Source organism: Pseudomonas palleroniana (assembly GCF_022836895.1).
GTDB classification, from domain to species: domain Bacteria; phylum Pseudomonadota; class Gammaproteobacteria; order Pseudomonadales; family Pseudomonadaceae; genus Aquipseudomonas; species Aquipseudomonas palleroniana.
Genome location: NZ_CP092411.1, coordinates 2,599,243 through 2,622,692, shown reverse-complemented (window position 1 = coordinate 2,622,692; position 23,450 = coordinate 2,599,243). Strand labels below are relative to the sequence as shown.

20 protein-coding genes, 4 tRNA genes and 1 riboswitch are annotated in these 23,450 nt (G+C 61.5%); of the genes, 8 read left to right on the top strand and 16 right to left on the bottom strand.

The features are described from left to right. Window positions 1-34: 34 nt before the first annotated feature. Window positions 35-3,313 carry an EAL domain-containing protein gene (locus MJP36_RS12040; protein WP_244385422.1) on the top strand — a complete coding sequence of 1,093 codons (3,279 nt, stop codon included), beginning with the start codon at window positions 35-37 and terminating at the stop codon, window positions 3,311-3,313. Between the two features lie 12 nt (window positions 3,314-3,325). Here the strand turns inward: MJP36_RS12040 and MJP36_RS12035 are convergent, their stop codons facing one another. The 11 genes from MJP36_RS12035 to uvrB all read right to left on the bottom strand — a co-directional run bounded on the left by MJP36_RS12035 (window position 3,326) and on the right by uvrB (window position 12,125). Beyond that, window positions 3,326-4,495, bottom strand: coding sequence for a hypothetical protein (locus MJP36_RS12035; protein WP_244385421.1), 1,170 nt, complete (start codon window positions 4,493-4,495; stop codon window positions 3,326-3,328). 214 nt (window positions 4,496-4,709) lie between these two features. Beyond that, window positions 4,710-5,672, bottom strand: coding sequence for a tRNA dihydrouridine synthase (locus MJP36_RS12030; protein ID WP_060755794.1), 963 nt, complete (start codon window positions 5,670-5,672; stop codon window positions 4,710-4,712). Between the two features lie 55 nt (window positions 5,673-5,727). Next, window positions 5,728-6,162, bottom strand: a complete 435-nt coding sequence (locus MJP36_RS12025; RefSeq protein ID WP_060755795.1) for an acyl-CoA thioesterase — start codon at window positions 6,160-6,162, stop codon at window positions 5,728-5,730. Between the two features lie 39 nt (window positions 6,163-6,201). Then, entirely contained in the window at window positions 6,202-7,035 is an 834-nt protein-coding gene (locus tag MJP36_RS12020) for an alpha/beta fold hydrolase (protein WP_244385420.1), read from the bottom strand. Between the two features lie 20 nt (window positions 7,036-7,055). Further along, entirely contained in the window at window positions 7,056-7,595 is a 540-nt protein-coding gene (locus MJP36_RS12015; RefSeq protein WP_060755797.1) for a TetR/AcrR family transcriptional regulator, read from the bottom strand. 182 nt (window positions 7,596-7,777) lie between these two features. Further along, window positions 7,778-7,853: transfer RNA gene (locus MJP36_RS12010), tRNA-Glu, on the bottom strand. A gap of 78 nt (window positions 7,854-7,931) precedes the next feature. Further along, window positions 7,932-8,007, bottom strand: a tRNA-Ala gene (locus MJP36_RS12005). A gap of 50 nt (window positions 8,008-8,057) precedes the next feature. Next, a tRNA-Glu gene (locus MJP36_RS12000) sits at window positions 8,058-8,133 on the bottom strand. A 77-nt stretch (window positions 8,134-8,210) separates the two neighbouring features. Next, a tRNA-Ala gene (locus MJP36_RS11995) sits at window positions 8,211-8,286 on the bottom strand. 147 nt (window positions 8,287-8,433) lie between these two features. Continuing rightward, window positions 8,434-9,915 carry a glutamate--tRNA ligase gene (gene gltX, locus MJP36_RS11990; RefSeq protein ID WP_060755798.1) on the bottom strand — a complete coding sequence of 494 codons (1,482 nt, stop codon included), beginning with the start codon at window positions 9,913-9,915 and terminating at the stop codon, window positions 8,434-8,436. A 194-nt stretch (window positions 9,916-10,109) separates the two neighbouring features. Then, window positions 10,110-12,125 (bottom strand): excinuclease ABC subunit UvrB, encoded by a 2,016-nt coding sequence (uvrB, locus tag MJP36_RS11985; protein WP_060755799.1) that lies wholly within the window; start codon window positions 12,123-12,125, stop codon window positions 10,110-10,112. Between the two features lie 344 nt (window positions 12,126-12,469). Between uvrB and MJP36_RS11980 the strand changes: the two genes are divergently transcribed. Both MJP36_RS11980 and MJP36_RS11975 read left to right on the top strand, forming a co-directional pair. Then, entirely contained in the window at window positions 12,470-13,666 is a 1,197-nt protein-coding gene (locus MJP36_RS11980; protein ID WP_244385419.1) for an amino acid aminotransferase, read from the top strand. 100 nt (window positions 13,667-13,766) lie between these two features. After that, complete coding sequence (locus tag MJP36_RS11975) at window positions 13,767-13,979, top strand: hypothetical protein (protein WP_244385418.1); 213 nt, start codon at window positions 13,767-13,769, stop codon at window positions 13,977-13,979. Between the two features lie 26 nt (window positions 13,980-14,005). Here MJP36_RS11975 and ptrR read toward each other — a convergent pair whose 3' ends face one another. Beyond that, window positions 14,006-14,878, bottom strand: a complete 873-nt coding sequence (ptrR, locus tag MJP36_RS11970; protein ID WP_090369782.1) for a putrescine utilization regulator PtrR — start codon at window positions 14,876-14,878, stop codon at window positions 14,006-14,008. 103 nt (window positions 14,879-14,981) lie between these two features. Here ptrR and MJP36_RS11965 point away from each other — a divergent pair, with 103 nt between their 5' ends. Further along, entirely contained in the window at window positions 14,982-16,364 is a 1,383-nt protein-coding gene (locus MJP36_RS11965; RefSeq protein WP_104994337.1) for an aldehyde dehydrogenase family protein, read from the top strand. Between the two features lie 81 nt (window positions 16,365-16,445). On the opposite strand, the gene MJP36_RS11960 is transcribed toward MJP36_RS11965, so the two are convergent. Together MJP36_RS11960 and MJP36_RS11955 are read right to left on the bottom strand one after the other, a co-directional pair. Next, complete coding sequence (locus MJP36_RS11960) at window positions 16,446-16,751, bottom strand: protealysin inhibitor emfourin (RefSeq protein ID WP_060755803.1); 306 nt, start codon at window positions 16,749-16,751, stop codon at window positions 16,446-16,448. A gap of 14 nt (window positions 16,752-16,765) precedes the next feature. Beyond that, the gene (locus tag MJP36_RS11955; protein WP_060755804.1) at window positions 16,766-17,827 is read right to left on the bottom strand and encodes a M4 family metallopeptidase; all 1,062 of its coding nucleotides are present in this window, start codon (window positions 17,825-17,827) and stop codon (window positions 16,766-16,768) included. A 130-nt stretch (window positions 17,828-17,957) separates the two neighbouring features. Between MJP36_RS11955 and MJP36_RS11950 the strand changes: the two genes are divergently transcribed. The 4 genes from MJP36_RS11950 to MJP36_RS11935 all read left to right on the top strand — a co-directional run bounded on the left by MJP36_RS11950 (window position 17,958) and on the right by MJP36_RS11935 (window position 22,024). Next, complete coding sequence (locus tag MJP36_RS11950; protein WP_060755805.1) at window positions 17,958-18,902, top strand: DNA/RNA non-specific endonuclease; 945 nt, start codon at window positions 17,958-17,960, stop codon at window positions 18,900-18,902. A gap of 36 nt (window positions 18,903-18,938) precedes the next feature. After that, a riboswitch (cobalamin riboswitch) is annotated at window positions 18,939-19,133 on the top strand. Window positions 19,134-19,251: 118 nt separating this feature from the next. Beyond that, window positions 19,252-20,262, top strand: coding sequence for an ABC transporter substrate-binding protein (locus tag MJP36_RS11945; protein ID WP_244385417.1), 1,011 nt, complete (start codon window positions 19,252-19,254; stop codon window positions 20,260-20,262). After that, window positions 20,259-21,263, top strand: a complete 1,005-nt coding sequence (locus MJP36_RS11940) for a FecCD family ABC transporter permease (protein ID WP_244385416.1) — start codon at window positions 20,259-20,261, stop codon at window positions 21,261-21,263. The genes MJP36_RS11945 and MJP36_RS11940 overlap by 4 nt, the downstream gene beginning before the upstream one ends. Next, window positions 21,260-22,024 (top strand): ABC transporter ATP-binding protein, encoded by a 765-nt coding sequence (locus MJP36_RS11935; protein WP_104994341.1) that lies wholly within the window; start codon window positions 21,260-21,262, stop codon window positions 22,022-22,024. The genes MJP36_RS11940 and MJP36_RS11935 overlap by 4 nt, the downstream gene beginning before the upstream one ends. Here MJP36_RS11935 and MJP36_RS11930 read toward each other — a convergent pair. Together MJP36_RS11930 and tspO are read right to left on the bottom strand one after the other, a co-directional pair. Beyond that, window positions 21,970-22,941, bottom strand: coding sequence for an alpha/beta hydrolase (locus MJP36_RS11930; RefSeq protein ID WP_244385415.1), 972 nt, complete (start codon window positions 22,939-22,941; stop codon window positions 21,970-21,972). The genes MJP36_RS11935 and MJP36_RS11930 overlap by 55 nt on opposite strands. Next, entirely contained in the window at window positions 22,941-23,381 is a 441-nt protein-coding gene (gene tspO / locus MJP36_RS11925) for a tryptophan-rich sensory protein TspO (protein WP_060755810.1), read from the bottom strand. Before tspO ends, MJP36_RS11930 begins: the two co-directional genes overlap by 1 nt. Between the last annotated feature and the right edge of the window lie 69 nt (window positions 23,382-23,450).

Here is a 23,450-nt window from a genome sequence, read left to right as displayed (position 1 = left end):
CGCCGAACGCCCATTGAGCCAAGGCCCTCGAATAATGCGCAACCCCGTCGATTCCGTGCCACCCCTGCCCCGCATCTACGCCTTGGACCCCAAGGACGCCGAGCAAAGCTGGGACAGCGCGCCCCAACTGCTGGCAGCGCTCAACGCGGCGCGGCTGGGTGCGTGGTGCTGGGAAATCGATACCGGCCGCATCAGTTGGTCACGGGGCACCCAGGCGCTGTTCGGCTTTGACCCCAGACAACCGCTGCCCCAGGACCTGGATTACCTGGACCTGCTTGCACCGTCCGATCGCACCCGGGTGATACGGGCCTTCCATGCCGTGGTGGCGGGCGAGCCATTCGAGCAGGCTATGCATCACCGTATCCAGTGGCCGGACGGCAGCCTGCACTGGCTGGAAATCAGCGGCAGCCTGGCCCCGGACAAAACCGGCCGACGCCGAATGATCGGGGTGATCCGCGAAATCACCCAACAGCGCGAGCGGGAAACCGCCCTGAGCCATTCCGAAAAACGTTTCGCCACGCTGTTTCACCTGTGCCCCAACATGGTCTTGTTGACCCGCCAGGCCGACGGGCTGATCAGCGAGGCCAACCAGTATTTCGAAATGCTGTTCGGCTGGCCGGTAGCCGATGCCATCGGCCGCACCACCCTGGAACTGGGCCTGTGGCGTGACCCGGAACAACGTGAAACGCTGGTCAAGGCTACCCAGCGCAAAGGTGAACAGATCACCATGGAAGTGCAGTTCTGCGCCAGCAACGGGCAGATCCATGACGGCACCCTCAGCGCGCAAAAGGTCGAGCTGGAGGGCGAGGCCTACCTGATCAGCACCTTTCTGGACACCACCGAACGCAAAAACGCCGAACAAGCGCTCAAGGACAGCCAGGAACGCCTTGACCTGGCGCTGGACTCGGCACAACTGGGCACCTGGGACTGGCACATCCCCAGCGGCATGCTCTACGGTTCGGCCCGCGCCGCCCAACTGCACGGCCTGCCGCCCAAGCCTTTTCACGAGTCTTTCGACGCGTTTTTTGAAGGGATGACCGATGAAGACCGCGAGGGCATGCGCAACGCCTACCGCAGCTTGCGCGAAGGTCCGGAAGGCAACTACCAGATGACCTATCGCGTGCTGATGGAGGACGGCAGCCCGCGCTACCTGGAAAGCCGCGCCCGTCTCTATCGCGATGAAGCCGGCAAGCCCCTGCGCATGGCCGGCACCTTGCTCGACATCACCGATCAGGTGGAACGCGAACAACGCCTGACGGCCTCCGAAGAAAAGTTTGCCAGCCTGTTCCAGGCCAGCCCCGACCCGATCTGTGTCACTTATCTGGACAGCGGCGCCTTTATCGAAATCAACCCGGCCTTTACCCAGACCTTTGGCTGGACCGCTGCCGAGGTGATCGACAGAAGCGCCGAACAGATCGGCCTGTGGGAAGACTCCAGCAAGCGCTTGCAACGCATCGAACAGGTGATCCGCGAACAGTCGTTAAACAATGTGGCCATCGTGGTCCATCACAAAGATGGCCAAAGCCTGACCTGCATGATTTCCAGCCGGCTGATCACAGTCGGCGACCAACCCTGCATCGTCACCACCCTGCGTGACATCACCCAGCAGCAACGCTCGGAAGCCGCCCTCAAGGCCAGTGAGGAGAAGTTCGCCAAAGCCTTTCACTCCAGCCCCGACGCCATTTCCATCACCGAGCGCGATACCGGCCGCTACGTCGAGGTCAACGACGGTTTCTGCCGCCTGACCGGCTACCGCGCCGAAGAAGCCATCGGTTTGACGCTGTACCAGATCGGCATCTGGGCCGACGAAAACCAGCGCACGGCGTTGCTGGCCGAGCTGCAGATCAAAGGCCGTATTCATCACCTGGAAATGCTCTGGCACAACAAGCGTGGCGATTTACTGGCCGTAGAAGTCTCGGTCGAGCCCATCACCTTGAATGAAACCCCGTGCCTGCTGTTGACGGCCCGGGACGTGAGCCTGCTGAAAAACGCCCAGGCACAGATTCGTCACCTGGCCTATCACGACCCGCTGACCAACCTGCCCAATCGCGCACTGTTGATGGACCGCCTGAGCCAGCAGATCGCCCTGCTCAAGCGCCATAACCTGCGGGGCGCCTTGCTGTTCCTGGACCTTGACCACTTCAAACACATCAACGACTCCCTCGGCCACCCTGTGGGCGACACCGTGTTGAAAATCGTCACGGCGCGCCTGGAAGCCAGCGTGCGCATGGAGGATACGGTGGCGCGCCTGGGCGGCGATGAGTTCGTGGTGCTGCTCAGTGGCCTGGACGGCACGCGAATGGAGGTCAGCGCTCAGGTACAGGAGCTGGCCGATACCTTGCGCGAATTGCTTTCGGAGCCGATGTTCCTCGATGGTCACCGCTTGCAGGTCACGCCGAGCATCGGCGTGGCGCTGATTCCCGATCACGGCTCCACGCCGGCCGACCTGCTCAAGCGCGCCGACATTGCCCTGTATCGGGCCAAGGATTCGGGGCGCAATACCACCCAGATGTTCCATAACAGCATGCAAAAAACCGCCAGTGAACGCCAGCGCATGGAGACTGACCTGCGCCTGGCGCTGTCACGCGGCGAGTTCAGCATGCATTACCAACCCCAAGTGGATGCACGGGGCAATGTGCTTGTCGGCGCTGAAGCCCTGGTACGCTGGCAGCATCCACAACTGGGCGCACAGTCTCCCAGCGAATTTATCAAGGTGCTGGAGGACAGCGGCCTGATCCTGGAGGTCGGCACCTGGATTCTCGATGAGGCGTGCGCCGCCTTTGCGCAGTTGATTGCCGAGCGCCTGATCGACCCGCTTAACTTCAGCCTGTGCGTCAACATCAGCCCTCGACAGTTTCGCCAGAACGACTTCGTTGAGCAGGTTGAGTACAGCCTCAGGCAGCACCAACTGCCCTACAGCCTGCTGAAGCTGGAAATCACGGAAGGCATCGTGATCCAGAACCTGGACGACACCGTCGCCAAGATGCGTCGCCTGAAAAAACTCGGGATCAGTTTTGCGATGGACGACTTTGGCACCGGCTATTCATCGCTGACTTACCTCAAACGCTTGCCGGTGGACACGCTGAAGATCGATCAATCCTTTGTGCGCGACGCAACCCATGACCCCAACGACGCGGAAATCATCCGCGCCATTGTGGCCATGGCGCGCAGCCTGAACCTGAAGGTGATTGCCGAAGGCGTGGAAACCCCGGAACAGCTGGCATTCCTGCAACTGCTGGGGTGTCACGTGTTCCAAGGGTATCTGCATAGCCGGCCGTTGCCGATCGACGAGTTCCGGCGGTTGCTGGAATGAGCCCGGCGCCTGTCAAACCAGCTTCAACGCACGGAACCCCGTGTTCATCCATTCGGACGAAGCCAAGTCATGTTTTTGCCCGTAAAAGTCGAGCACACCGTCAATGACGACCACCGAATGGTGGCCGTCCGCCAGTGTGCCGATGGCGCCTTTGGCCAATTCACTCACATCACTTTCCCGTAGATAACCAAACAGCCCCAGTCGGCGCAGGGCCTGCCCGGGAAATTCGCCATCGTTGAGCGTCTCCAAGGCGGCTGCATAGCTCTGGCCGGCACGGCAATCGTTGTTCTTCAACTGCGCACGCTTGGCACTTACGGCGTACAGGAAGTTGGCGTCGTCGAGCAGACGCTGGTCACTACCGGCCAGCCCTGAGGCGGCCCTGGCTTGGTTGATCTCTTCATGGGTGAGCCGCAGGCTGAAACTATCGCGCATGACCACTTCATACCCCCCAGGAATGGCAGTGACCTGTCGGAAAATAGTTTGGGGGCTTTGTCCGAACCGCATCATTGCAGCCTTGATCGCCGACACCGTCACGCAATTACCCGGCGCGCCCTGGAAGAAGCCGCTCCACACATCTTTCGGTTTCTGGCCCGCCAACACCTTATGCGCTGCTGCACCCGTGCGGGGCTTGTCGGCAAACAACCTGTAACCATAACGGTCCCCCACCTGGCACGGGCAGCCGTGGTCGTACCCCACCCCGCTCACCACCAGCGCACTGCCGAACTGTCGGGTGCCCATCACTGCCACTACCCCCTCGCCCATCATTTCGCTCGGCGGTACCGACTGGGACAGTCCATACACGCCCATGCCCTGCAAGCACCGCAGGGTGGTTTCGCCCTGGAGTGTCTTGGCCAGTGCAACCTCGAAACCGGGGTAATCGCCGACTTGCTGCTTGCGCTTCACAAACACCGCCAATGCGAAGTTGGCCGCCCTGACCGCCTCACTGTCATCACCGCTGAACCTGGATGCCTGCGCTGCCTGCCTCAGTTCATCCTGCGTGACATGAACCTTGAATTCATCCTTCATCGTGACGTCATAGCCGTTACCCGAAGGCGTCACTTGCTCGAACATATCGGCAGGCGTGGGGCCCAGTATCGCCATCATCAGCTGGATCACGGCGGCGTGGGTGCTGCCGTCGAAGTGCTCACCAAACCGCCGCTCGGCGACTTTGAAGGTGTTCACGACAGGCTGCGTCTTCCCGGCAGCCGGCCCAGTGCAGGACATCAATTGAGGATGGGCTGAAGAAACAGCGGGGTTTAGGCTTGAAGCATTCATGGGCCAGATTCCTGAGGTGTATGCCCTGATGTTCGTGGAGTGACGCGCTGTTCGGTTCCAACAGTTACGTTTCAGCATAAAAAAGGGCGCCAATGGCGCCCTTGCTAGAGGTGTCTGTGCGTTACGCGGCCGCGGCAGGATGCGGCATGCCCAACAACCGGCTGATCGCCACCAGCTCCGTCTCGCGACGCATCGCGGTGAATAGTTCCACCGCTTGCGGATAATTGCGCGTCAACATTGCCAGCCACTGCTTCAAACGGCCTGGCGCCTGACGCTCGGTCAGTTGCGCCACCGATTGGCTCCAGAAGTCCTGGAGCATGGGCTGCATCTGCGCCCAGGTCATTTCCACGACTTCTTCGCCGGCCCGCGCGGCGGCGATCTGCCGTGCCAAGTCTGGGCGTGCTACCAGGCCGCGGCCGAGCATGATGTCCTCGGCGCCACTGACTTCGCGACAACGCCGCCAGTCTTCCACGCTCCAGATATCGCCGTTGGCGAACACCGGCACCTTGACCACGTCCTGTACTCGCGGGATCCATTCCCAGTGGGCCGGTGGTTTGTAACCGTCGGTCTTGGTGCGCGCATGCACCACGATATGCGCCGCGCCCCCCTCGGCCAGGGCCGTGGCGCAGACCAGCGCGCCGTCCGGGCTGTCGAAGCCCAGGCGCATCTTGGCGGTGACCGGGATATGCGCCGGAACCGCACGGCGTACGTGTTCGACGATCTGGTTGAGCAGTTCCGGCTCCTTGAGCAGCACCGCGCCGCCACGAGACTTGTTGACGGTCTTGGCCGGGCAGCCGAAGTTCAGGTCGATCACCTCGGAGCCCAGTTCGCACGCCAGGGCAGCGTTTTCCGCCAGGCAGACCGGGTCGGAGCCAAGCAATTGCACGCGCAACGGCACACCGGCCGCGGTGTGGGCACCGTGCAGCAGTTCCGGGGCAAGTTTATGGAAATAGGCAGGCGTGAGCAGGCGGTCGTTAACGCGGATGAACTCGGTCACGCACCAATCAATACCGCCCACGCGGGTCAATACGTCCCGCAGGATGTTGTCGACCAACCCCTCCATGGGCGCCAAAGCAATTTGCATGGGAAACACTCAACAAAAATCGTCGCGCAGTTTACTGGGTTTCCTGCGGCAACCGTTAACCCCCTGTCAGGGCGGGGCCATAACCTTCAAGAAACTCGACGGGCATGCGTTTGGGCTTGCCGCTGGACAGCTCGATACAGACAAAGGTGGTTTGCGCACGCAGCAGCGTCACGCCGTCGCGGGGGCGCACCAGTTGGAAACGACGGGTCATTTTCAGGCGCTGGTCCCAATCGACGATCCAGGTGGCCAGTTGAAGCTCGTCACCTTCATAACCCGCCGCCAGGTAATCAATCTCATGGCGGACCACGGCCATGGCACGGTCCAGGCGACGGTACTCGGTGAGGTCCAGCCCCAGACGCTGGGAATGACGCCAGGCGCAACGCTCCAACCAGGACACATACACCGCATTGTTGGCGTGCCCCAGGCCATCAATGTCCTCAGGGGCAACCTGCAGATCGATGATAAACGGCGTTGCCAAATCCCAGCCCATGCCTTGCTCCAGTCGATTAATGTCGGCGGGAGCAGTGTATCAGGCGGTTTGCCGTGCCTGTAGATGACAACCGGCGAGCAGGCTCAGTACGCCGTCGATCACTCGGGGATCGGCCAGCACTTTCTGGTGCCCCCCACTTTCCAGGCGCAACAGCCGGCTGTCGAACCACGCCTCGTGGATGGCCTGAGAAGCCCTGACCGGCACGAACGTATCGTCTTCGGCATGCACGATCAGACCCGGCATATTCATTTGGTAGTGAGCGACATCCAGATGCTTGAGCGGCATGCCGAAGGCCCATTCGACCTCCTGGATAAAGGCCGAGCGTGCCCGTGGCGGCAAACCGACCATGCCGGCGAACCCGCGCAGCACATCCAGGAAACGCGACGGCGCAGCGATACTGACCAACGCCTCGGTCCGCAGGCCCAATTGAACAGCCAGCATGGCACTGGCACCGCCCATGGAATGACCGATCACCGCATGCAGCGGTGGCAATTCGGCTGCGGCTTCCAGCATGGCGCGGGCGAACAGCAACACATGCGCTTCACGCCCCGGCGAACGTCCGTGGGCAGGTCCTTCCAGCGCGATGACCGAATACCCCTCGCGCACCAACGCCGTGATCAAGCTGGCGAACTGCGTGGGGCGCCCTTCCCAGCCGTGCATCAGCAAAACGGCGGGCCCTTGCCCCCATCGCAGCGCAGACAGGCCGAAACGCAAAGTGATGCGCTCAGATTGGGCCAGCAGCGGCAACTCCCAATCACGCGCAGGCAGGTCACGCGGGGTCATGAAGGTGCGACGCATCTTGCTTGCCACGGTGTGCGGCGCCAAGCGGCCGACAGTGCGGTTGAAGCCACGAATCCAGGTCAGTGCGCCCATGCTGGAACTCCTCTCCTTATTTAGCGCACCGCCGACTTGGCTGCGCGTAACACACGGTCAGACAGCTCGCCCGGGCCCAGGGCACGCGCCAAGGCCAGGCCACCGATCATCAACGCCATGTCAGCCAGGGCTTTGTCGGTGTCTTCAGGACTGGCGGCCAGCTGCGCGGCCATCAGCTCCACGTGCTCATTCAGGGCATGGCGAAATTCGTCCGGCAGGCGGCTCATCTCGCCGACGGTCGCCGGTATGGGGCACGCCTGGGCGGTGGAGTCGCGGTGTTTGCGCGACAGATAAAACGCCGCCACTAGACTTCTGCGCTCCTCACCCGTTAGCTGCGCATCCATATCGTCAATCGAAGCACGCCGCCTCGCCAATAACTGGGTGAATGCCTCCAGCATCAGCGCGTCCTTGCTTTCAAAGTGCGCATAGAAACCGCCAACCGTAAGCCCGGCGGCGCCCATGACTTCACCCACACTAGGCTCGGCAGGGCCGCGCTGGATCAATGCAGCGCTGGCAGCTTGCAGAATGCGTTCGCGGGTTTGCGCTTTTTTATCACTCATCGTTGCCTCCCTCTCTCATGGGTTGAATATTATTACCATAATAATATTGCGCAAGCGACAGGCATGACCGCTGGTCAGAAGAGAAGATTGAAATAAAGGAGAGAGTTGGCTGAACGCCAGACAAACAAAAGGGCCATTCAATAATTGAATGACCCTTTAAAATCCCGCAGAGCGGGTAATCGTGGCGTCCCCTAGGGGACTCGAACCCCTGTTACCGCCGTGAAAGGGCGGTGTCCTAGGCCACTAGACGAAGGGGACACAAACCTTCTGTACATTGATCAGTGCTGAGAACTGATCGATTCAAGGACGGTGTGGCCAGACCTTGAACCTGTAAATTGGTGGAGCTAAACGGGATCGAACCGTTGACCTCTTGCATGCCATGCAAGCGCTCTCCCAGCTGAGCTATAGCCCCGGATTTTTCGCCTCGCGGCGCAGCAGACCTTTCGAACTGCTTGTTGAAACTGGCGTCCCCTAGGGGACTCGAACCCCTGTTACCGCCGTGAAAGGGCGGTGTCCTAGGCCACTAGACGAAGGGGACAAAACCTTCTGAACAACTGATCAGCGCTGACAACTGATCGATTCAAGGACGGTGTGGCCAGACCTTGAACCTGTAATTGGTGGAGCTAAACGGGATCGAACCGTTGACCTCTTGCATGCCATGCAAGCGCTCTCCCAGCTGAGCTATAGCCCCTCATCGGTGAGGACGGGGCGAATCTTAATGGCGGTTTGGAAGTGTGTCAAATTTATTTTCAACAATTTCCAAAATTTTTTGCCGGGATAACAAACACTTACCGGCGAAACCCCGGAAAACCTGGGTTTCGCCGTTACCACAGCCTGCTTAAGCAATCGCGACCAGCAGCTTTTCCCACTCTTTGTTTTCTTTCTTCGACACACCACCAAGCAAATCAAGGGCTTGGCGCAGACGGAAACGCGTGAGGTCCGGGCCGAGGATTTCCATCGCATCGAGCACCGACACCGAACTGGCCTGCCCGGTGATCGCGGCAAACATCAGCGGCATGGCATCACGCAATTTCAGTTCAAGGGATTCAACCACCGCCTGGATCGTTGCGGTAATCGCCTCTTTCTCCCACTGACGCAGGCTTTCGAGCTTCCACAGGATCAGCTGCATCAACTGGCGAACCTGATCGCCCGAAAGTTTCTTGGACTCGAACAGCTTGGCATCCGGGTTCACGCCACCGGCAAAGAAGAAGCTGGCCAACGGTGCGACCTGGCTGAACGTCTCCACCCTGCCCTGCACCAACGGTGCGATCTTCATCATGTACTCGGGGTTCAATGCCCATTGCTGCACACGACTGGCGAACTCTTCCACCGGCAGATCACGCAACCACTGGCCATTGAGCCACGAGAGTTTCTCGATATCGAAGATCGGCCCACCCAGCGACACCCGGGACAGGTCGAAGTTGTCGACCATTTCCTGCAGCGAGAACTTCTCACGCTCGTCCGGCATCGACCAGCCCATGCGGCCCAGGTAGTTGAGCATCGCCTCCGGCATGAAGCCCATACGCTCATAGAAGGTCACCGAGGTCGGGTTCTTGCGCTTGGACAACTTGCTCTTGTCCGGGTTACGCAGCAGCGGCATGTAGCACAACTGCGGCTGCTCCCAGCCGAAGTACTCATAGAGCAGGATCAGCTTCGGCGCCGACGGCAGCCATTCTTCGCCACGCAGCACATGGGTGATGCCCATCAGGTGGTCGTCGACCACGTTGGCCAGGAAGTACGTCGGCAGGCCGTCGGTCTTCATCAGCACCTGCATGTCCATGCGGTCCCACGGGATCTCGACGTCACCGCGCAGCATGTCCGGCACTACGCACACGCCTTCGCTCGGCACTTTCATGCGGATAACGTGCGGCTCGCCAGCGGCCAGGCGCCGAGCCACTTCTTCTTTCGACAACAACAGCGCACGACCGTCGTAGCGCGGGGTTTCGCCGCGTGCCATTTGCTCGGCACGCATCTGGTCCAGTTCCTCTGCGGTGCAGAAGCAGGGGAACGCGTGCCCCATGTCGACCAATTGCTGGGTGTACTGCTTGTAGATGTCGCTACGCTCGCTCTGGCGATACGGACCGTGCGGGCCGCCGACGTCCGGGCCTTCCGCCCAGGTAATGCCCAGCCAGCGCAGGGCATCGAAAATCTGCTGTTCCGACTCGCGGGTAGAACGCAGTTGGTCGGTGTCTTCGATCCGCAGGATGAATTCACCACCGTGCTGCTTGGCAAAGCAGTAGTTGAACAAGGCGATGTAAGCAGTGCCGACGTGGGGATCCCCAGTAGGCGATGGCGCAATGCGCGTGCGGACGGTGGTCATGGCAGGTCTCGAATGGGCGATAAAACTGAAAATTGAAACAAGGGGCGAATGGTAACAGCCTGGGTGATTTCTGGAAAACCGAGGGGATGCCATCGGGGGCAAGCCCCCTCCCACTCCGACCGATTTCCAACATGAGAATGCGGTCAACGTGGGAGGGGGCTTGCCCCCGATGAGGCCGGCGGACTCAGCGCAAATCAGACAGCCAACAGCCGCTCACGCAACTTGCCAATCTCATCGCGTGTCTGCGCCGCCGCCTCAAACTCCAGATCCCGCGCCAATTGGTACATCTTCTCTTCCAACTGCCGAATACGCTTGGTGATCTCACTCGGCGAACGCAGTTCGTTCTCGTACTTGGCGCTCTCCTCGGCCGCCTTGGCCATCCCCTTGCGTTTCTTGCTGCGCGAGCCGGGCACAGTGGCGCCTTCCATGATATCGGCGACGTCCTTGAACACGCCCTTGGGCGTAATGCCATTGGCGAGGTTGAAGGCAATCTGCTTGTCGCGACGCCGCTCGGTCTCGCCAATCGCCCGCTCCATGGAGCCTGTCATGCGGTCGGCGTAGAGAATCGCACGCCCATTGAGGTTACGCGCAGCTCGGCCAATGGTCTGAATCAACGAGCGCTCCGAACGCAGGAAGCCCTCCTTGTCCGCATCCAGGATCGCCACCAGTGACACTTCCGGCATATCCAGGCCTTCACGCAACAGGTTGATGCCCACCAGCACATCAAAGGTGCCCAGGCGCAGGTCGCGGATGATTTCCACGCGCTCCACGGTGTCGATGTCCGAGTGCAGGTAGCGCACGCGCACGCCGTGGTCGGCCAGGTAGTCGGTGAGGTCTTCGGCCATGCGCTTGGTCAGCGTGGTCACCAGCACCCGCTCCTCCACGGCCACGCGCTTGTTGATTTCCGACAGCAGGTCGTCCACCTGGGTCAACGCCGGGCGGATTTCTACCTGCGGGTCGACCAGGCCCGTCGGCCTGACCACCTGTTCGATCACGCGTCCGGCATGCTCGGCTTCGTAGTTGCCCGGCGTTGCGGAGACGAAAATGGTCTGCGGGCTGATGGCTTCCCATTCATCAAAGCGCATCGGCCGGTTATCCAGCGCCGAAGGCAGGCGGAAGCCGTATTCCACCAGCGTTTCTTTACGCGAACGGTCGCCCTTATACATGGCGCCGACCTGCGGCACGCTGACGTGGGACTCGTCGATCACCAGCAAAGCGTCGGGCGGCAGATAATCGTAGAGGGTCGGCGGCGGCGCACCGGCTTCGCGGCCCGACAAGTAGCGCGAGTAGTTTTCGATCCCGTTGCAGTAGCCCAGCTCCAGGATCATCTCCAGGTCGAAGCGGGTGCGCTGCTCCAGGCGCTGGGCCTCTACCAGCTTGTTATTGGCGCGCAAGTATTCCAGGCGCTCAGCCAGCTCGACCTTGATCCCCTCGATGGCGCCCATCAGGGTTTCACGGGGCGTCACGTAGTGGCTTTTCGGATAGAAGGTAAAGCGCGGCAACTTGCGGATCACCTCGCCGGTCAACGGGTCGAAAGCCGACAGGCTCTCGACTTCATCGTCAAACAGCTCGATGCGGATCGCTTCCAGGTCGGATTCGGCCGGGTAGATGTCGATCACGTCGCCACGCACGCGGAATGTGGCGCGGGCAAAGTCCATGTCGTTACGGGTGTACTGCAAGCTGGCCAGGCGGCGCAGCAGTTCGCGCTGGTCGAGTTTGTCGCCGCGGTCGACGTGCAGCACCATCTTCAAATAGGTTTCCGGGCTGCCCAGGCCATAGATGCACGACACCGTGGTGACGATGATCGCGTCCTTGCGCTCGAGCAACGCCTTGGTCGCCGACAGCCGCATCTGTTCGATGTGGTCGTTGATCGACGCATCCTTTTCGATAAAGGTGTCGGACGACGGTACGTAGGCCTCGGGCTGGTAGTAGTCGTAGTAGGAAACGAAGTACTCCACCGCATTGTTCGGGAAGAATGCCTTGAACTCGCCGTACAACTGCGCGGCCAGGGTCTTGTTCGGTGCCAGCACCAAGGTTGGGCGATTGATCTGGGCGATGACATTGGCGATGCTGAAGGTCTTGCCCGAACCGGTTACCCCGAGCAGCGTCTGGTGCGCCAGGCCGGCCTCGATACCCTCGACCATCTGGCGAATGGCTTCCGGCTGATCGCCGGCGGGTTCAAAGCGGGTGACGAGTTGGAAATCCGACATAACGTACCTCGTGAAGTCACCCCCAGACTGTAAACCCGTCGAGGACGAAATAGACCACCCTCCGCGAAGATTCAGCGCGCAGAGTAGGAAAAGATCATGATAGCCATAGAACTGGTGGCGAATGTGACGGGTTTCAAGGCAATCGTCCTACTTGCCGTTCAGAATCGATGTTGCAATAAGACTAACGGTCAGCAAATAAACCGAAAAACTTGGCCGAAAAGCCGTTTCGGTTGTCGCCTCAAGCGGTGATGGCCTCTATACTAGCTCCCCGTTTGTGCACCGCTCTAGTGCCTTCGGCCGGAGCGCGACACGTCCCTCCTTTCCCCCATAGAGCTGCCGCAAAAATGAGCCTGTTCTCCGCTGTCGAAATGGCACCACGCGATCCTATCCTGGGCCTCAACGAAGCATTCAACGCCGATACACGTACCACCAAGGTCAACCTTGGCGTAGGCGTTTACTGCAACGAGGAGGGGAAGATTCCACTCTTGCGTGCCGTTGCCGAAGCGGAAGCCATTCGCGTGGCGCAACACGCTGCCCGTGGCTACTTGCCGATCGACGGCATCGCCGCCTATGACAAGGCCGTACAAACCTTGCTGTTCGGCGCCGAGTCGCCACTGCTGAGCGCCGGCCGCGTCGTCACTGTCCAGGCCGTGGGCGGCACCGGTGCCCTGAAGATTGGCGCCGACTTCCTCAAGCAACTGCTGCCCAACGCCGTCGTCGCCATCAGCGACCCGAGCTGGGAAAACCACCGCGCGCTGTTCGAAACCGCCGGCTTCCCGGTGCAGAACTACCGCTACTACGACGCCGCCACCCACGATGTGAACCGTGCCGGCCTGCTGGAAGACCTCAACGCCCTGCCGCCACAGTCGATCGTCGTGCTGCACGCCTGCTGCCACAACCCGACCGGCGTCGACCTGAGCCCGGCCGACTGGCAGAACGTGCTGGACGTGGTCAAGGCCAGGAACCTGGTGCCGTTCCTCGACATGGCCTACCAGGGCTTTGGCGACGGCATCCACGAAGACGCCGCGGCGGTGCGCTTGTTTGCTGAATCGGGCCTGACCTTCTTTGTGTCCAGCTCGTTCTCCAAGTCGTTCTCCCTGTACGGCGAACGTGTCGGCGCGTTGTCCATCGTCGGCGAATCCAACGAGGAAAGCGCGCGCATCCTGTCCCAGGTCAAGCGCGTGATCCGTACCAACTACTCCAACCCGCCAACCCACGGCGCGGCAATCGTGGCAGCCGTGTTGAACAACCCTGAGTTGCGTGCCCAGTGGGAAGCCGAATTGGCCGAAATGCGCCTGCGCATCCGTGGCATGCGTGAGCAGATGGTCGCCGACCTGGCCAAAGCGGCTCCAGGTCATGACTTCAGCTTCGTCGGCCGCCAGCGTGGGATGTTCTCCTACTCGGGCCTGACCGTTGAACAAGTCACCCGCCTGCGCAGCGAGTTTGGTATCTACGCGCTGGATACCGGGCGTATCTGTGTGGCGGCGTTGAACCAATCGAACATTGATGCCGTCACAAAGGCAATCGTTCAGGTGCTGTAAACCTGTAGCCGTTGCACGCGAGGGGGAAGCCGATGGCTTCCCCTTTTTCGTCTGCAGCTCCTAGACTGAACCCCAACTGCCCCTTTGCTGTGAGAGCCTCATGAGAAACGATGACCTGGACCTGCGCGCAGACCGCGATGAACTGGACGACGACTACACCCCGCGCGCACCACGCGCCAAGCACCAGAAGAGCCTCGTGCTGCAAGTTGCGCTGGGGGTGTTTCTCGGTGGGTTGGCCCTGTGGCTGGTGCAACTGGGCGCCACGGCGCTGATGGCAAAGCTGGCCATGGGCACCTTGCAGTTCGGCGGCTGATTAAATCGTGTGGATCTCACATTGATCTACGAAATTTCCAGCCCACGCTCTTCCAGAAGTCTTACGAAGCTGTTCAAACTCTGCGACACCGTGCCCCGCCGCCAGATCAACCAGGTGTGCAAAATGCGGAAATTGTCCGCCAACGGCCACACACTCACGGCGGCAAATCCCGGCATGCTTTCCAGCATGCTGCGCGGCATCAATGCCAGGCCGGCCCCGGCGCTGACGCAGGCGAGCATGCCGTGGTAAGACTCGATCTCGAAGATCTTGCCTGGTACCGCGCCATCCTGGGAAAACCAGCGCTCCAAGTGGTGCCGGTAGGAGCAGTTCGAGCGAAACGTATAGATGCTTTCCCCGTTCACGTCCTGCCCCCGGTTGATCGGCGCGTGATGCAACGGCGCAATCACCACCATCTCCTCCTCGAATACCGGCACGCCTTCCAGCGTGGCATGCAGCACCGGCCCATCGACAAATGCCGCGGTCAGCCGACCTGACAGCACCCCCTCGATCATCGTGCCCGACGGCCCCGTGCTCAGGTCCAGCTCGACCTTGGTGTACTGCTGGTTATACGCCGCCAGCAACGTTGGGATACGCACCGCGGCTGTACTTTCCAGGGAGCCAAGGGCAAACGTGCCCTGGGGTTCCTCTCCCGCGACCGTCGCCCGGGCCTCCTGGACCAAGTCGAGAATGCGCCGCGCATAGCCGAGGAAATTCCAGCCGGCCGGTGACAGGCGCAGACGGCTCTTCTCGCGGATAAACAACTCGACGCCCAAGTCCTGCTCCAGTTGCTTGATGCGCGTGGTCAGGTTCGACGGCACGCGATGAATCAACTGTGCGGCGGCGCTGATGCTGCCCTGCTCGGCAACCGCCTTGAAGATTTCCAACTGCACCAGGTCCAAATCATTCTCCAAACGTGAACGTATTGCTTAATATTATTCAGTTTCCAGAAAACATACAGCCCCGTACGCTGACCCCATTCCACTCATTCAGCAGGACGGTGCCATGAACCCGACGACCCACGCCCTCTCGATCAACCCGGCCAATGGCGAAACGGTCGGCAGCTATCCCTACGAAACCGAGCAGCAACTGGACGCAGCCCTCGAGCGCGCCACCCATGCCTTTCGTACCTGGCGCCGCCAGCCGGTCAGCCAGCGTGCCGAGTTGCTGCTGGCCCTGGCCGCCACCCTGCGCGAACAGGCCGAAACCATGGCGCAGATGATTACTCTGGAAATGGGCAAACCTATCGCCCAGGCCCGCGCTGAAATCGAAAAATGCGCCCAGCTCAGCGAATGGTATGCCGCCCACGGCCCGGCCATGCTCGCCCCGGAACCGACCCTCGTGGACAACGGCAGCGCCAGGATCGAATATCGCCCACTGGGCCCGATCTTCGCCGTGATGCCGTGGAATTTCCCGGTGTGGCAAGTACTGCGCGGCGCCGTGCCGACCTTGCTGGCCGGTAACACCTACGTGCTCAAACATGCGCCGAACGTCATGGGCAGCGCCTACCTGATCCAGCAAGCGCTGCAGAAAGCCGGCTTCGCCGACGGGCTTTTTGAAGTGGTCAACGTGACGAACGAGGGCGTTTCCAAGGCGATTGCCGACCCGCGCATCGCCGCCGTCACCCTCACCGGCAGCGTGCGTGCAGGTATTGCCATTGGCTCCCAGGCGGGTGCCGCGCTGAAAAAATGCGTGCTGGAACTGGGCGGCTCCGACCCGTTCATCGTACTCAACGACGCCGACCTCGACGCCGCCGTGCAGGCCGCCGTGATTGGCCGTTTCCAGAACAGCGGCCAAGTCTGCGCCGCCGCCAAGCGCCTGATCATCGAAGCAGGCGTCGTGGAAGCTTTCACCGCCAAATTCCTCGAAGCCAGCCGCAAACTGGTAATGGGTGACCCGACCTCGTCCCAGACCTACATCGGCCCGATGGCACGCTTTGACCTGCGCGACGAGTTGCACGGTCAAGTGCAGGCCACATTGGAAGAAGGTGCGACCCTGTTGCTGGGCGGCAATAAAGTCGCAGGTGCCGGCAACTACTACGAGCCGACCGTATTGGCGAACGTCACCGACCAGATGACCTCATTCAAGCAGGAGTTGTTTGGCCCTGTGGCCTCGATCATCACGGCCCGTGACGCCGAGCACGCGGTGGCCCTGGCCAACGACAGTGAATTCGGCCTGACTGCGAGCCTCTTCACCACCGATGCGGCAAAGGCCCGTGATATCGCCAACCAACTGGAAACCGGCGGCATCTTCGTCAACGCATTCAGCGTGTCTGACCCGCGAGTGGCGTTTGGTGGCGTGAAGAAAAGTGGTTTCGGGCGCGAGTTGTCGCACTTCGGCGTGCGGGAATTCTGCAATGCGCAGACCGTGTGGCTGGATCGCAAGTAAACCCGGCCAGTCCCCTTACGACACCTTACCTGTGGCGAGGGAGCTCGCTCCCGTGGGGCTGCGCAGCAGCCCTCAACAGCCTCAGCCACGCACATGCCGGCGCACGCACTGCACCAACCCATCCAGCGCCTGGGACTTCACCGGCGCCAGCACACAGACCGTGTGTTCGCGCTGGCCCTCGGTCACGGTCAGGGTGTAGTGCACCTGGCCCGGGTTACCGGGCGCGGGCGGGTTGTTTGGCGGCAACTCAAAGAAGTCTGAAGCCTTGATCAGTTGCCGCAATTCCTGCTGGTCTTGCTCAGGCAGTGTGTCCAGCTCCACCGTACGCGGCTTGGCCAGGCCCGGAAAAAACCCCGGCCCGCCGTTTTCCTTGATTGAGATGTGCATGGCTGCTCCTCACGTCAAACAGCAATACCGACCGCTTGCCAACCGTCCTTGACCGCCTTCTGTTCGTCCTTGTTCACGCCGTACAGGCGCCCCGCAACATCGTAAGTAATACGCGCAAAGCGCACAAACCCCGAATTAGGCCGCAGCCGCGCATCACGCAGCGCGTCATACCAGATGCGCCCTGCGCGCTCCCAGGCAAACCCACCCAACCTGGTCGCCACCTGGTAGAACGCATGGTTGGGAATACCGGAATTGATATGCACCCCACCATTGTCCTCGTAGGTCTGGACAAAATCATCCATGTGCCCCGGTTGCGGGTCCTTACCCAACAACTTGTCGTCAAAGGCGGTGCCGGGCGCTTTCATCGAGCGCAGTGCAGTGCCTTTGATCTTTTTGGTAAACAACCCTTTGCCGATCAACCAATCGGCATCTTCAGCCTTTTGTTTCAAGGCATATTGCTTGATCAGTGAGCCGAACACGTCCGACAACGACTCGTTCAACGCCCCGGACTGATTGAAATACATCAGCTTGGCCTCATCCTCCGTGACGCCATGGGCCAACTCATGGCCAATCACGTCGAGGGCCACGGTGAAGCGGTTGAACAACTCGCCGTCCCCATCCCCGAACACCATCTGGGTCGAGTTCCAGAACGCGTTGTTATAGTTCTGGCCAAAATGCACGGTCGCGTCCAGCGCCATGCCCGCGTCGTCGATGGAGTTGCGGTCGAAGACCTGTTCAAAAAAATCGAAGGTGGCGCCCAGGCCATCATAGGCTTCGTCCACCGCCGCATCACCGCTCACGGGCTGCCCTTCACCACGGATCAGTTTTCCTGGCAGGCTGTCGCTGCCCTCGGCGCTGTAGATCGAGCGCTGTTTCTCGGCGCCCATGGCCAAGGCCAAGCGGGCCGGCCCCTTGGCGGGCACCGCGACCATGCGCAGCGAGCGGAACGTGCTGTCCTTGGCGCGGGTACGTAACGCGACGTCCCGCTGCGCCTTGTCGCCGTTGCGCGCGATCTGGTCGAGCATATAGGGCGGGATCAGGCAAAAAACCGGGTTACGCAAAGGGTGATCACACATGAACTGGCTCCTTGTTGGCATGGGGTGAACGTCCGGGTAACCGTTTCAGGATAGCCCCCAGGGGTTAACGCGTGTCATCAATTGTCATTAACCTATGTTGCAGTCGTGTTTATCCAAGGAGGACTTACCGATGCCCGCACGTAAAGCCAAGATTGACCTGTCGTACCGCCCACGGCTCGCTGACCTGCGCCCGTTGATCACTGCGAGCCCCACGCTGCTGGAGGCACGGGCGGCGACGCCCCGCGTCACCTCGGCCAACGACCTGAAGGACCGGCACGGCTACGCAGAGGATTTCCTCGGCAGTTTCGTGGTGCCCTGGCCCACGGCTGAAGGGGCCTTGGCGGATGATGTACAGGTCTTGAAGGGGGGTGGTGAGCGCCTGGACTACACGCACTTCTCGATCACCATGTCGCGCTCGAAACGGCTCGCGCTGTATGTCGGCGTCAACATCGACGGCAACCAGCACGTGGAGATTATTCGCAGCAACGACAGCTGGGCCTATGACGGTCGCTTGCCTATCGAAGCACAGGTAGGCGACGCGCTTTATGCCAACAATGGCCTGGATCGCGGCCATCTGGTGCGCCGCCAAGATCCCAATTGGGGTGACGTGGCGCAGACCGCCAACCTCGACACCTTCCACTTCACCAACTGCTCGCCGCAGATGAGCGGGTTCAACCAGAAGACCTGGCTGGAACTCGAAGACTACATTCTGGACAACACGCAACGCTGGAAAGCCAGGGCCACGGTATTTACCGGCCCGGTGTACGCCGACGATGACCGCGTATACCGCGGCGTGCAAATCCCCAAGGCCTTCTGGAAAGTGGTCGCCTACCTCAACGACGACGGCAAACCGTCCGCCAGCGCCTACATGATCGACCAAACCCGCGAACTGGGGCAGCTCGACCTGGTGTTCGGCCAGCTCAGGACCTACCAGCGCAGCGTGATCCAGATAGAACGCCTGACCGGCATCCGCTTCGCCAACCTGGCCGACTACGACGGTTTCAGCAACGAAGAACGCGCCACCGGCACGCGAATCGAAGCGCTGATCCAGGGCCCTGAGGACATTCGTCTGTGAGCAGGCCCACCTTGGGCTATTTCACCTCGCTCTAATCAACTACCATACCGCGCCGGTTCCCAAACGGGACTAATAGGGAATCCGAAGCGCGGTCCACCCGCGTCAATCGGAACTGCCCCCGCAACTGTAGGTGCTGAGCCTGCTCCTGGATGCCACTGGACCTTGTCCGGGAAGGCCGGAGCCTGGCGACGACGCATCAGTCAGGAGACCTGCCGGCTCAAGCTCGATCACTAACCGGCGGGGTGTCCGGGAAGGACATCCTTGCCCTGCCCCATCGGCAGCGTTAATGGCTGTATTTCCACGACCGTACCTCCCCAGCTACTTGTACGGTTCAAACGGAGATTGCCCCATGCTGCCACGCTTTAGCGCATTGCTCACCGGTCTTGGCTTCTGTGCCCTGGCCCAAGCCGCCCCCAGCCAGTACCCATTGACCGTGGAAAACTGTGGCAACCCAGTCACCTTCCAACAGGCCCCTGCACGCAGCGTGACCATCGGCCAGGCCGCCACCGAAATGCTCTACACCCTGGGTGTGGCGGATAAAGTGGTCGGCACCTCGCTGTGGTTCAACGATGTGCTGCCCCGGTTCAAGGCGCAGAACGACCAGGTCGAGCGCCTGGCCAACAACGAGCCGAGTTTCGAAGCCGTGATCGCCAAGCGCCCGCAACTGGTGGCCGCCGAGCTGGAATGGGTGGTCGGCCCGCAAGGTGTGGTCGGCACCCGCGAGCAATTTGCTGAACTGAAGATTCCCACCTACGTGCTGCCCTCCGATTGCGAAGGCAAGGACAACCTGGTGGGTGCCGACGGGACGCGGCTGGAGCCTTTCCGTATCGACACCGTGTATAAAAGCATCCGCCAACTGGCCGAGATCTTCGACGTGCAGGCGCGCGGCCAACAAGTGAACGATGAGCTCAAGGCACGCCTGGCAAAATCCGTTGCCACCGCGCAAAGCAAAGGGCTCAAACAGGCCAGTGCATTGGTCTGGTTCTCCAGCGCCGAAATGGCCAGCGACCCCTACGTGGCCGGGCATAAGGGCGTTCCGCAATTCATGCTGGACACCCTGGGCCTGACCAATGTGGTGCAGTCCGATGAAGAGTGGCCTGCCGTCGGCTGGGAAACCCTGGCCAAGGCCAACCCGACCTTCCTGGTAATCGCCCGCATGGACCGCCGCCGCTACCCGGCCGACGACCATGAAAAGAAACTCGCGTTCCTGCGCACCGACCCGGTGACCCGCAACATGGATGCGGTGAAAAACAACCGCATCATCATTATTGACGCCCTGGCCCTACAGGCCAGCCTGCGCACGTTCGATGGCCTGGAACAACTGGCCGGTGCCATCGACGGCTACGACCTGCCGAAATGATCCGTCCCTTGCTCGCCCTCATCCTGCTACTGCTCGCGATCCTCGCGGGCGTGGCCATTGGTGAAACCGCCATCGAACCGCAGGTGGTGTTGCAGGTACTCGCCAACAAACTGTGGGCGGCCGGCTACGCACTGGACCCGATCGATGAAGGCGTGGTGTGGAACTACCGCCTGACCCGCACCCTGGTCGCCGCCGCCTGCGGTGCGGGGTTGGCGACGTGCGGAGTGATCTTGCAGTCATTGCTGCGTAACCCGCTGGCCGACCCATACCTGCTGGGCATCAGCGCCGGCGCCTCGACCGGCGCCGTGCTGGTGGCGCTGATCGGCGTGGGCGGCGGGTTGATTTCGCTGTCGGCCGGCGCCTTTGTCGGCGCCATGGCGGCGTTTGCCCTGGTGATTCTGCTGGCGCGCGCCAGCGGTTCGGCCAGCGGTACCGGGCAGATCATCCTCGCCGGCATTGCCGGCTCACAGCTGTTCAATGCCCTCACCGCCTTCCTGATCACCAAGTCGGCCAGTTCCGAACAGGCCCGGGGCATCCTGTTCTGGCTGCTGGGCAACCTCAGCGGCGTACGCTGGCCCTCGGTAGGGCTGGCGGTGCCGGTGGCGGTCCTGGGCCTGGCGGTGTGCCTGTGGCATCGCCGTGCGCTGGATGCGTTTACCTTCGGCACCGACTCGGCGGCGTCCCTCGGCATCCCGGTACGGCGTGTGCAGTTCCTGTTGGTGGGCTGTGCGGCACTGGTGACGGCGGTGATGGTGTCGATTGTCGGCTCCATCGGTTTTGTGGGGCTGGTGATTCCCCATGCGGTGCGCCTGCTGCTCGGCACCGGGCATTCGCGTCTGCTGCCGGCCAGTGCGCTGGGAGGCGCGCTGTTTCTGATCGCCGCCGATGTGCTGTCGCGGACCTTGATCAAGGGCCAGGTGATTCCTGTCGGCGTGGTCACCGCGCTGGTCGGCGCGCCTGTGTTTGCGCTGATCCTGATCGGTCGGAGGAACGCGCGATGAGTGTGCTGAGCTGCAACGGCCTGGGCTTCAAGGTGCGTGATGCCGAGTTGCTGCGCGATATCCATCTGGATGTTCAACGGGGCGAAACCCTGGGCATCGTCGGGCCGAACGGTTCGGGCAAATCCACCTTGCTCAAACTGCTTGCCGGTTTGCGCACGCCGGCCAGCGGCGAAGTACGCTTGGGCGGCCAACGCCTGAATGAACTGTCACGCCGTGCCATCGCCCAACAGCTGGCGGTGGTGGAGCAACAGGCCGACACCGACGACGCGATCCGCGTGTTCGACGCCGTGGCCCTGGGCCGTACGCCGTGGCTGTCGGCGTTGAGCCCATGGTCCAGCGAAGACCACGCCATCGTCACCCAAGCCTTGCATGACGTCGACGCCACGCACCTCAGCCAGCGTGCCTGGCGCAGCCTCTCGGGCGGTGAACGCCAGCGCGTGCACATCGCCCGCGCCCTGGCGCAACGGCCGCAGATCCTGTTGCTGGACGAGCCCACCAACCACCTGGATATCCAGCATCAACTGGCGATCCTCAAAGGCGTGCAGGCGCTGCCCGTGACCACCTTGATTGCATTGCATGATCTTAATCAGGCACTGACCTGTGATCGCCTGGCCGTGCTGGATCACGGCCGATTGGTGGCGTTGGGCAAACCACTGCAGGTGCTGACGCCGCAACGGTTACAGCAGACCTTCGGGGTGCAGGCGCATTACCTGACAGACCCGTTCGATGGCGCGCAGATACTGCGGTTGCGCCCCAGTTGATGGCCCATTCGGTTGGCTATCCATTGGCGAGCGTAGCCGAGCACATCCCGCGCCATATCCACGGGAAAATGGATAAACCCATGCGCCGCCTCCGGCAGCAGATACGCCTCAGCGCCAGGCCATCGCTCGGCGATCAATAAGGTGTCATCTTTGAGCGGGTCCAACTCGCCGACAAACATCAACGCCGGCGGCAACCCTGCGAAATCGCCATATAACGGCGACCATCGCGGCTGGCGGCGCTCATCATCAGTCAACCCCGGCGTCAGCATACGCAGCGCTGCAACCATCCCCGGCCCGTCCAGCAACAAGGTCTGCGGCCCCGCCGTGCGCACGCTCGGCGTACCGGTCAAATCATAAACGCCGTAATACAACACCGCCCCGCTGACCCGCCGGAGCAAGTGCGGCCATTGCTTGAGCGCCAGTAACGTCGCTGCCGCCAGGTGCCCACCCGCCGACTCACCGACGACGATCACCGGCAAGTCGGCGAACTCCGCACAGTCCTCCAGCAACCAACGGGCGGCCGTCAGGCAGTCGTCCAGCAGGCCCTCGAGCGGCGTGTCCAGCGCCAGCCGATAGTCCACCGACACCACTGCCACGTCGCAGGCGTTGACCATGGCCAGGTTGAGGTCGTCATCCATCTGCGCATTGCCGATGACCCAGCCGCCGCCGTGGATATCCAGCACCACGCCCTTGGGTTGGCCGCGTGGGCGCAGGATACGCACGGGCACCGTCCCGATGAGCCGGGTTTCAGCCTCGGGGGCCTTCTTGAGCTTTTGGCTGACCCGCAACAACGCCTGGATCAAACGCGGCGTCACGCGATTGCGGATTTTAAAGCGTGGCATCCAGGCGAGTTTCTGGTTGAAGCGACGCATCTGGGCCAGTTCAGGCTCACTGGCGGACCAGGGTTTAGGCGCCATCAGCGGTTATTGCGCAGGATCGAGAAGTTCAGCGCCGCCGCCACACACAGCCACGCCAGGTAAGGGAACAGCATCAGGCCGGTGATCAGGTCCAGGCGCACCGCCAACACCACCATCGCCGCCACGGTCACCCACAGCACCGCGATAATCAGCATCCCGGCGAGGATCCGATGGGCACCGAAGAACACCGGCGTCCACAGCGTATTCAAGGCAATCTGCGCTGCCCACAAGGCCAGGACGATTTGGCTGCCGGGAATCAGGCTGAGACGATAACCGGCCCAGGCCAGCAGCAGGTAGATAAGGGTCCACGCGACCGGAAACAGCCAATTGGGCGGCGTGAAGCTGGGTTTGACCAGGGATTCGTACCAGGCGCCGGGCTTGAAAAGTAGGCCGGTACTGGCAGCGGCGATGCAGGCGAGCAGGAAGATGAAAAAAGTCATGGTCGGTCCTTGGCTGGGCATTTCATGCTTGGACGTACCGCACTCGGGTAAAAGTTCACTGGCGTACCC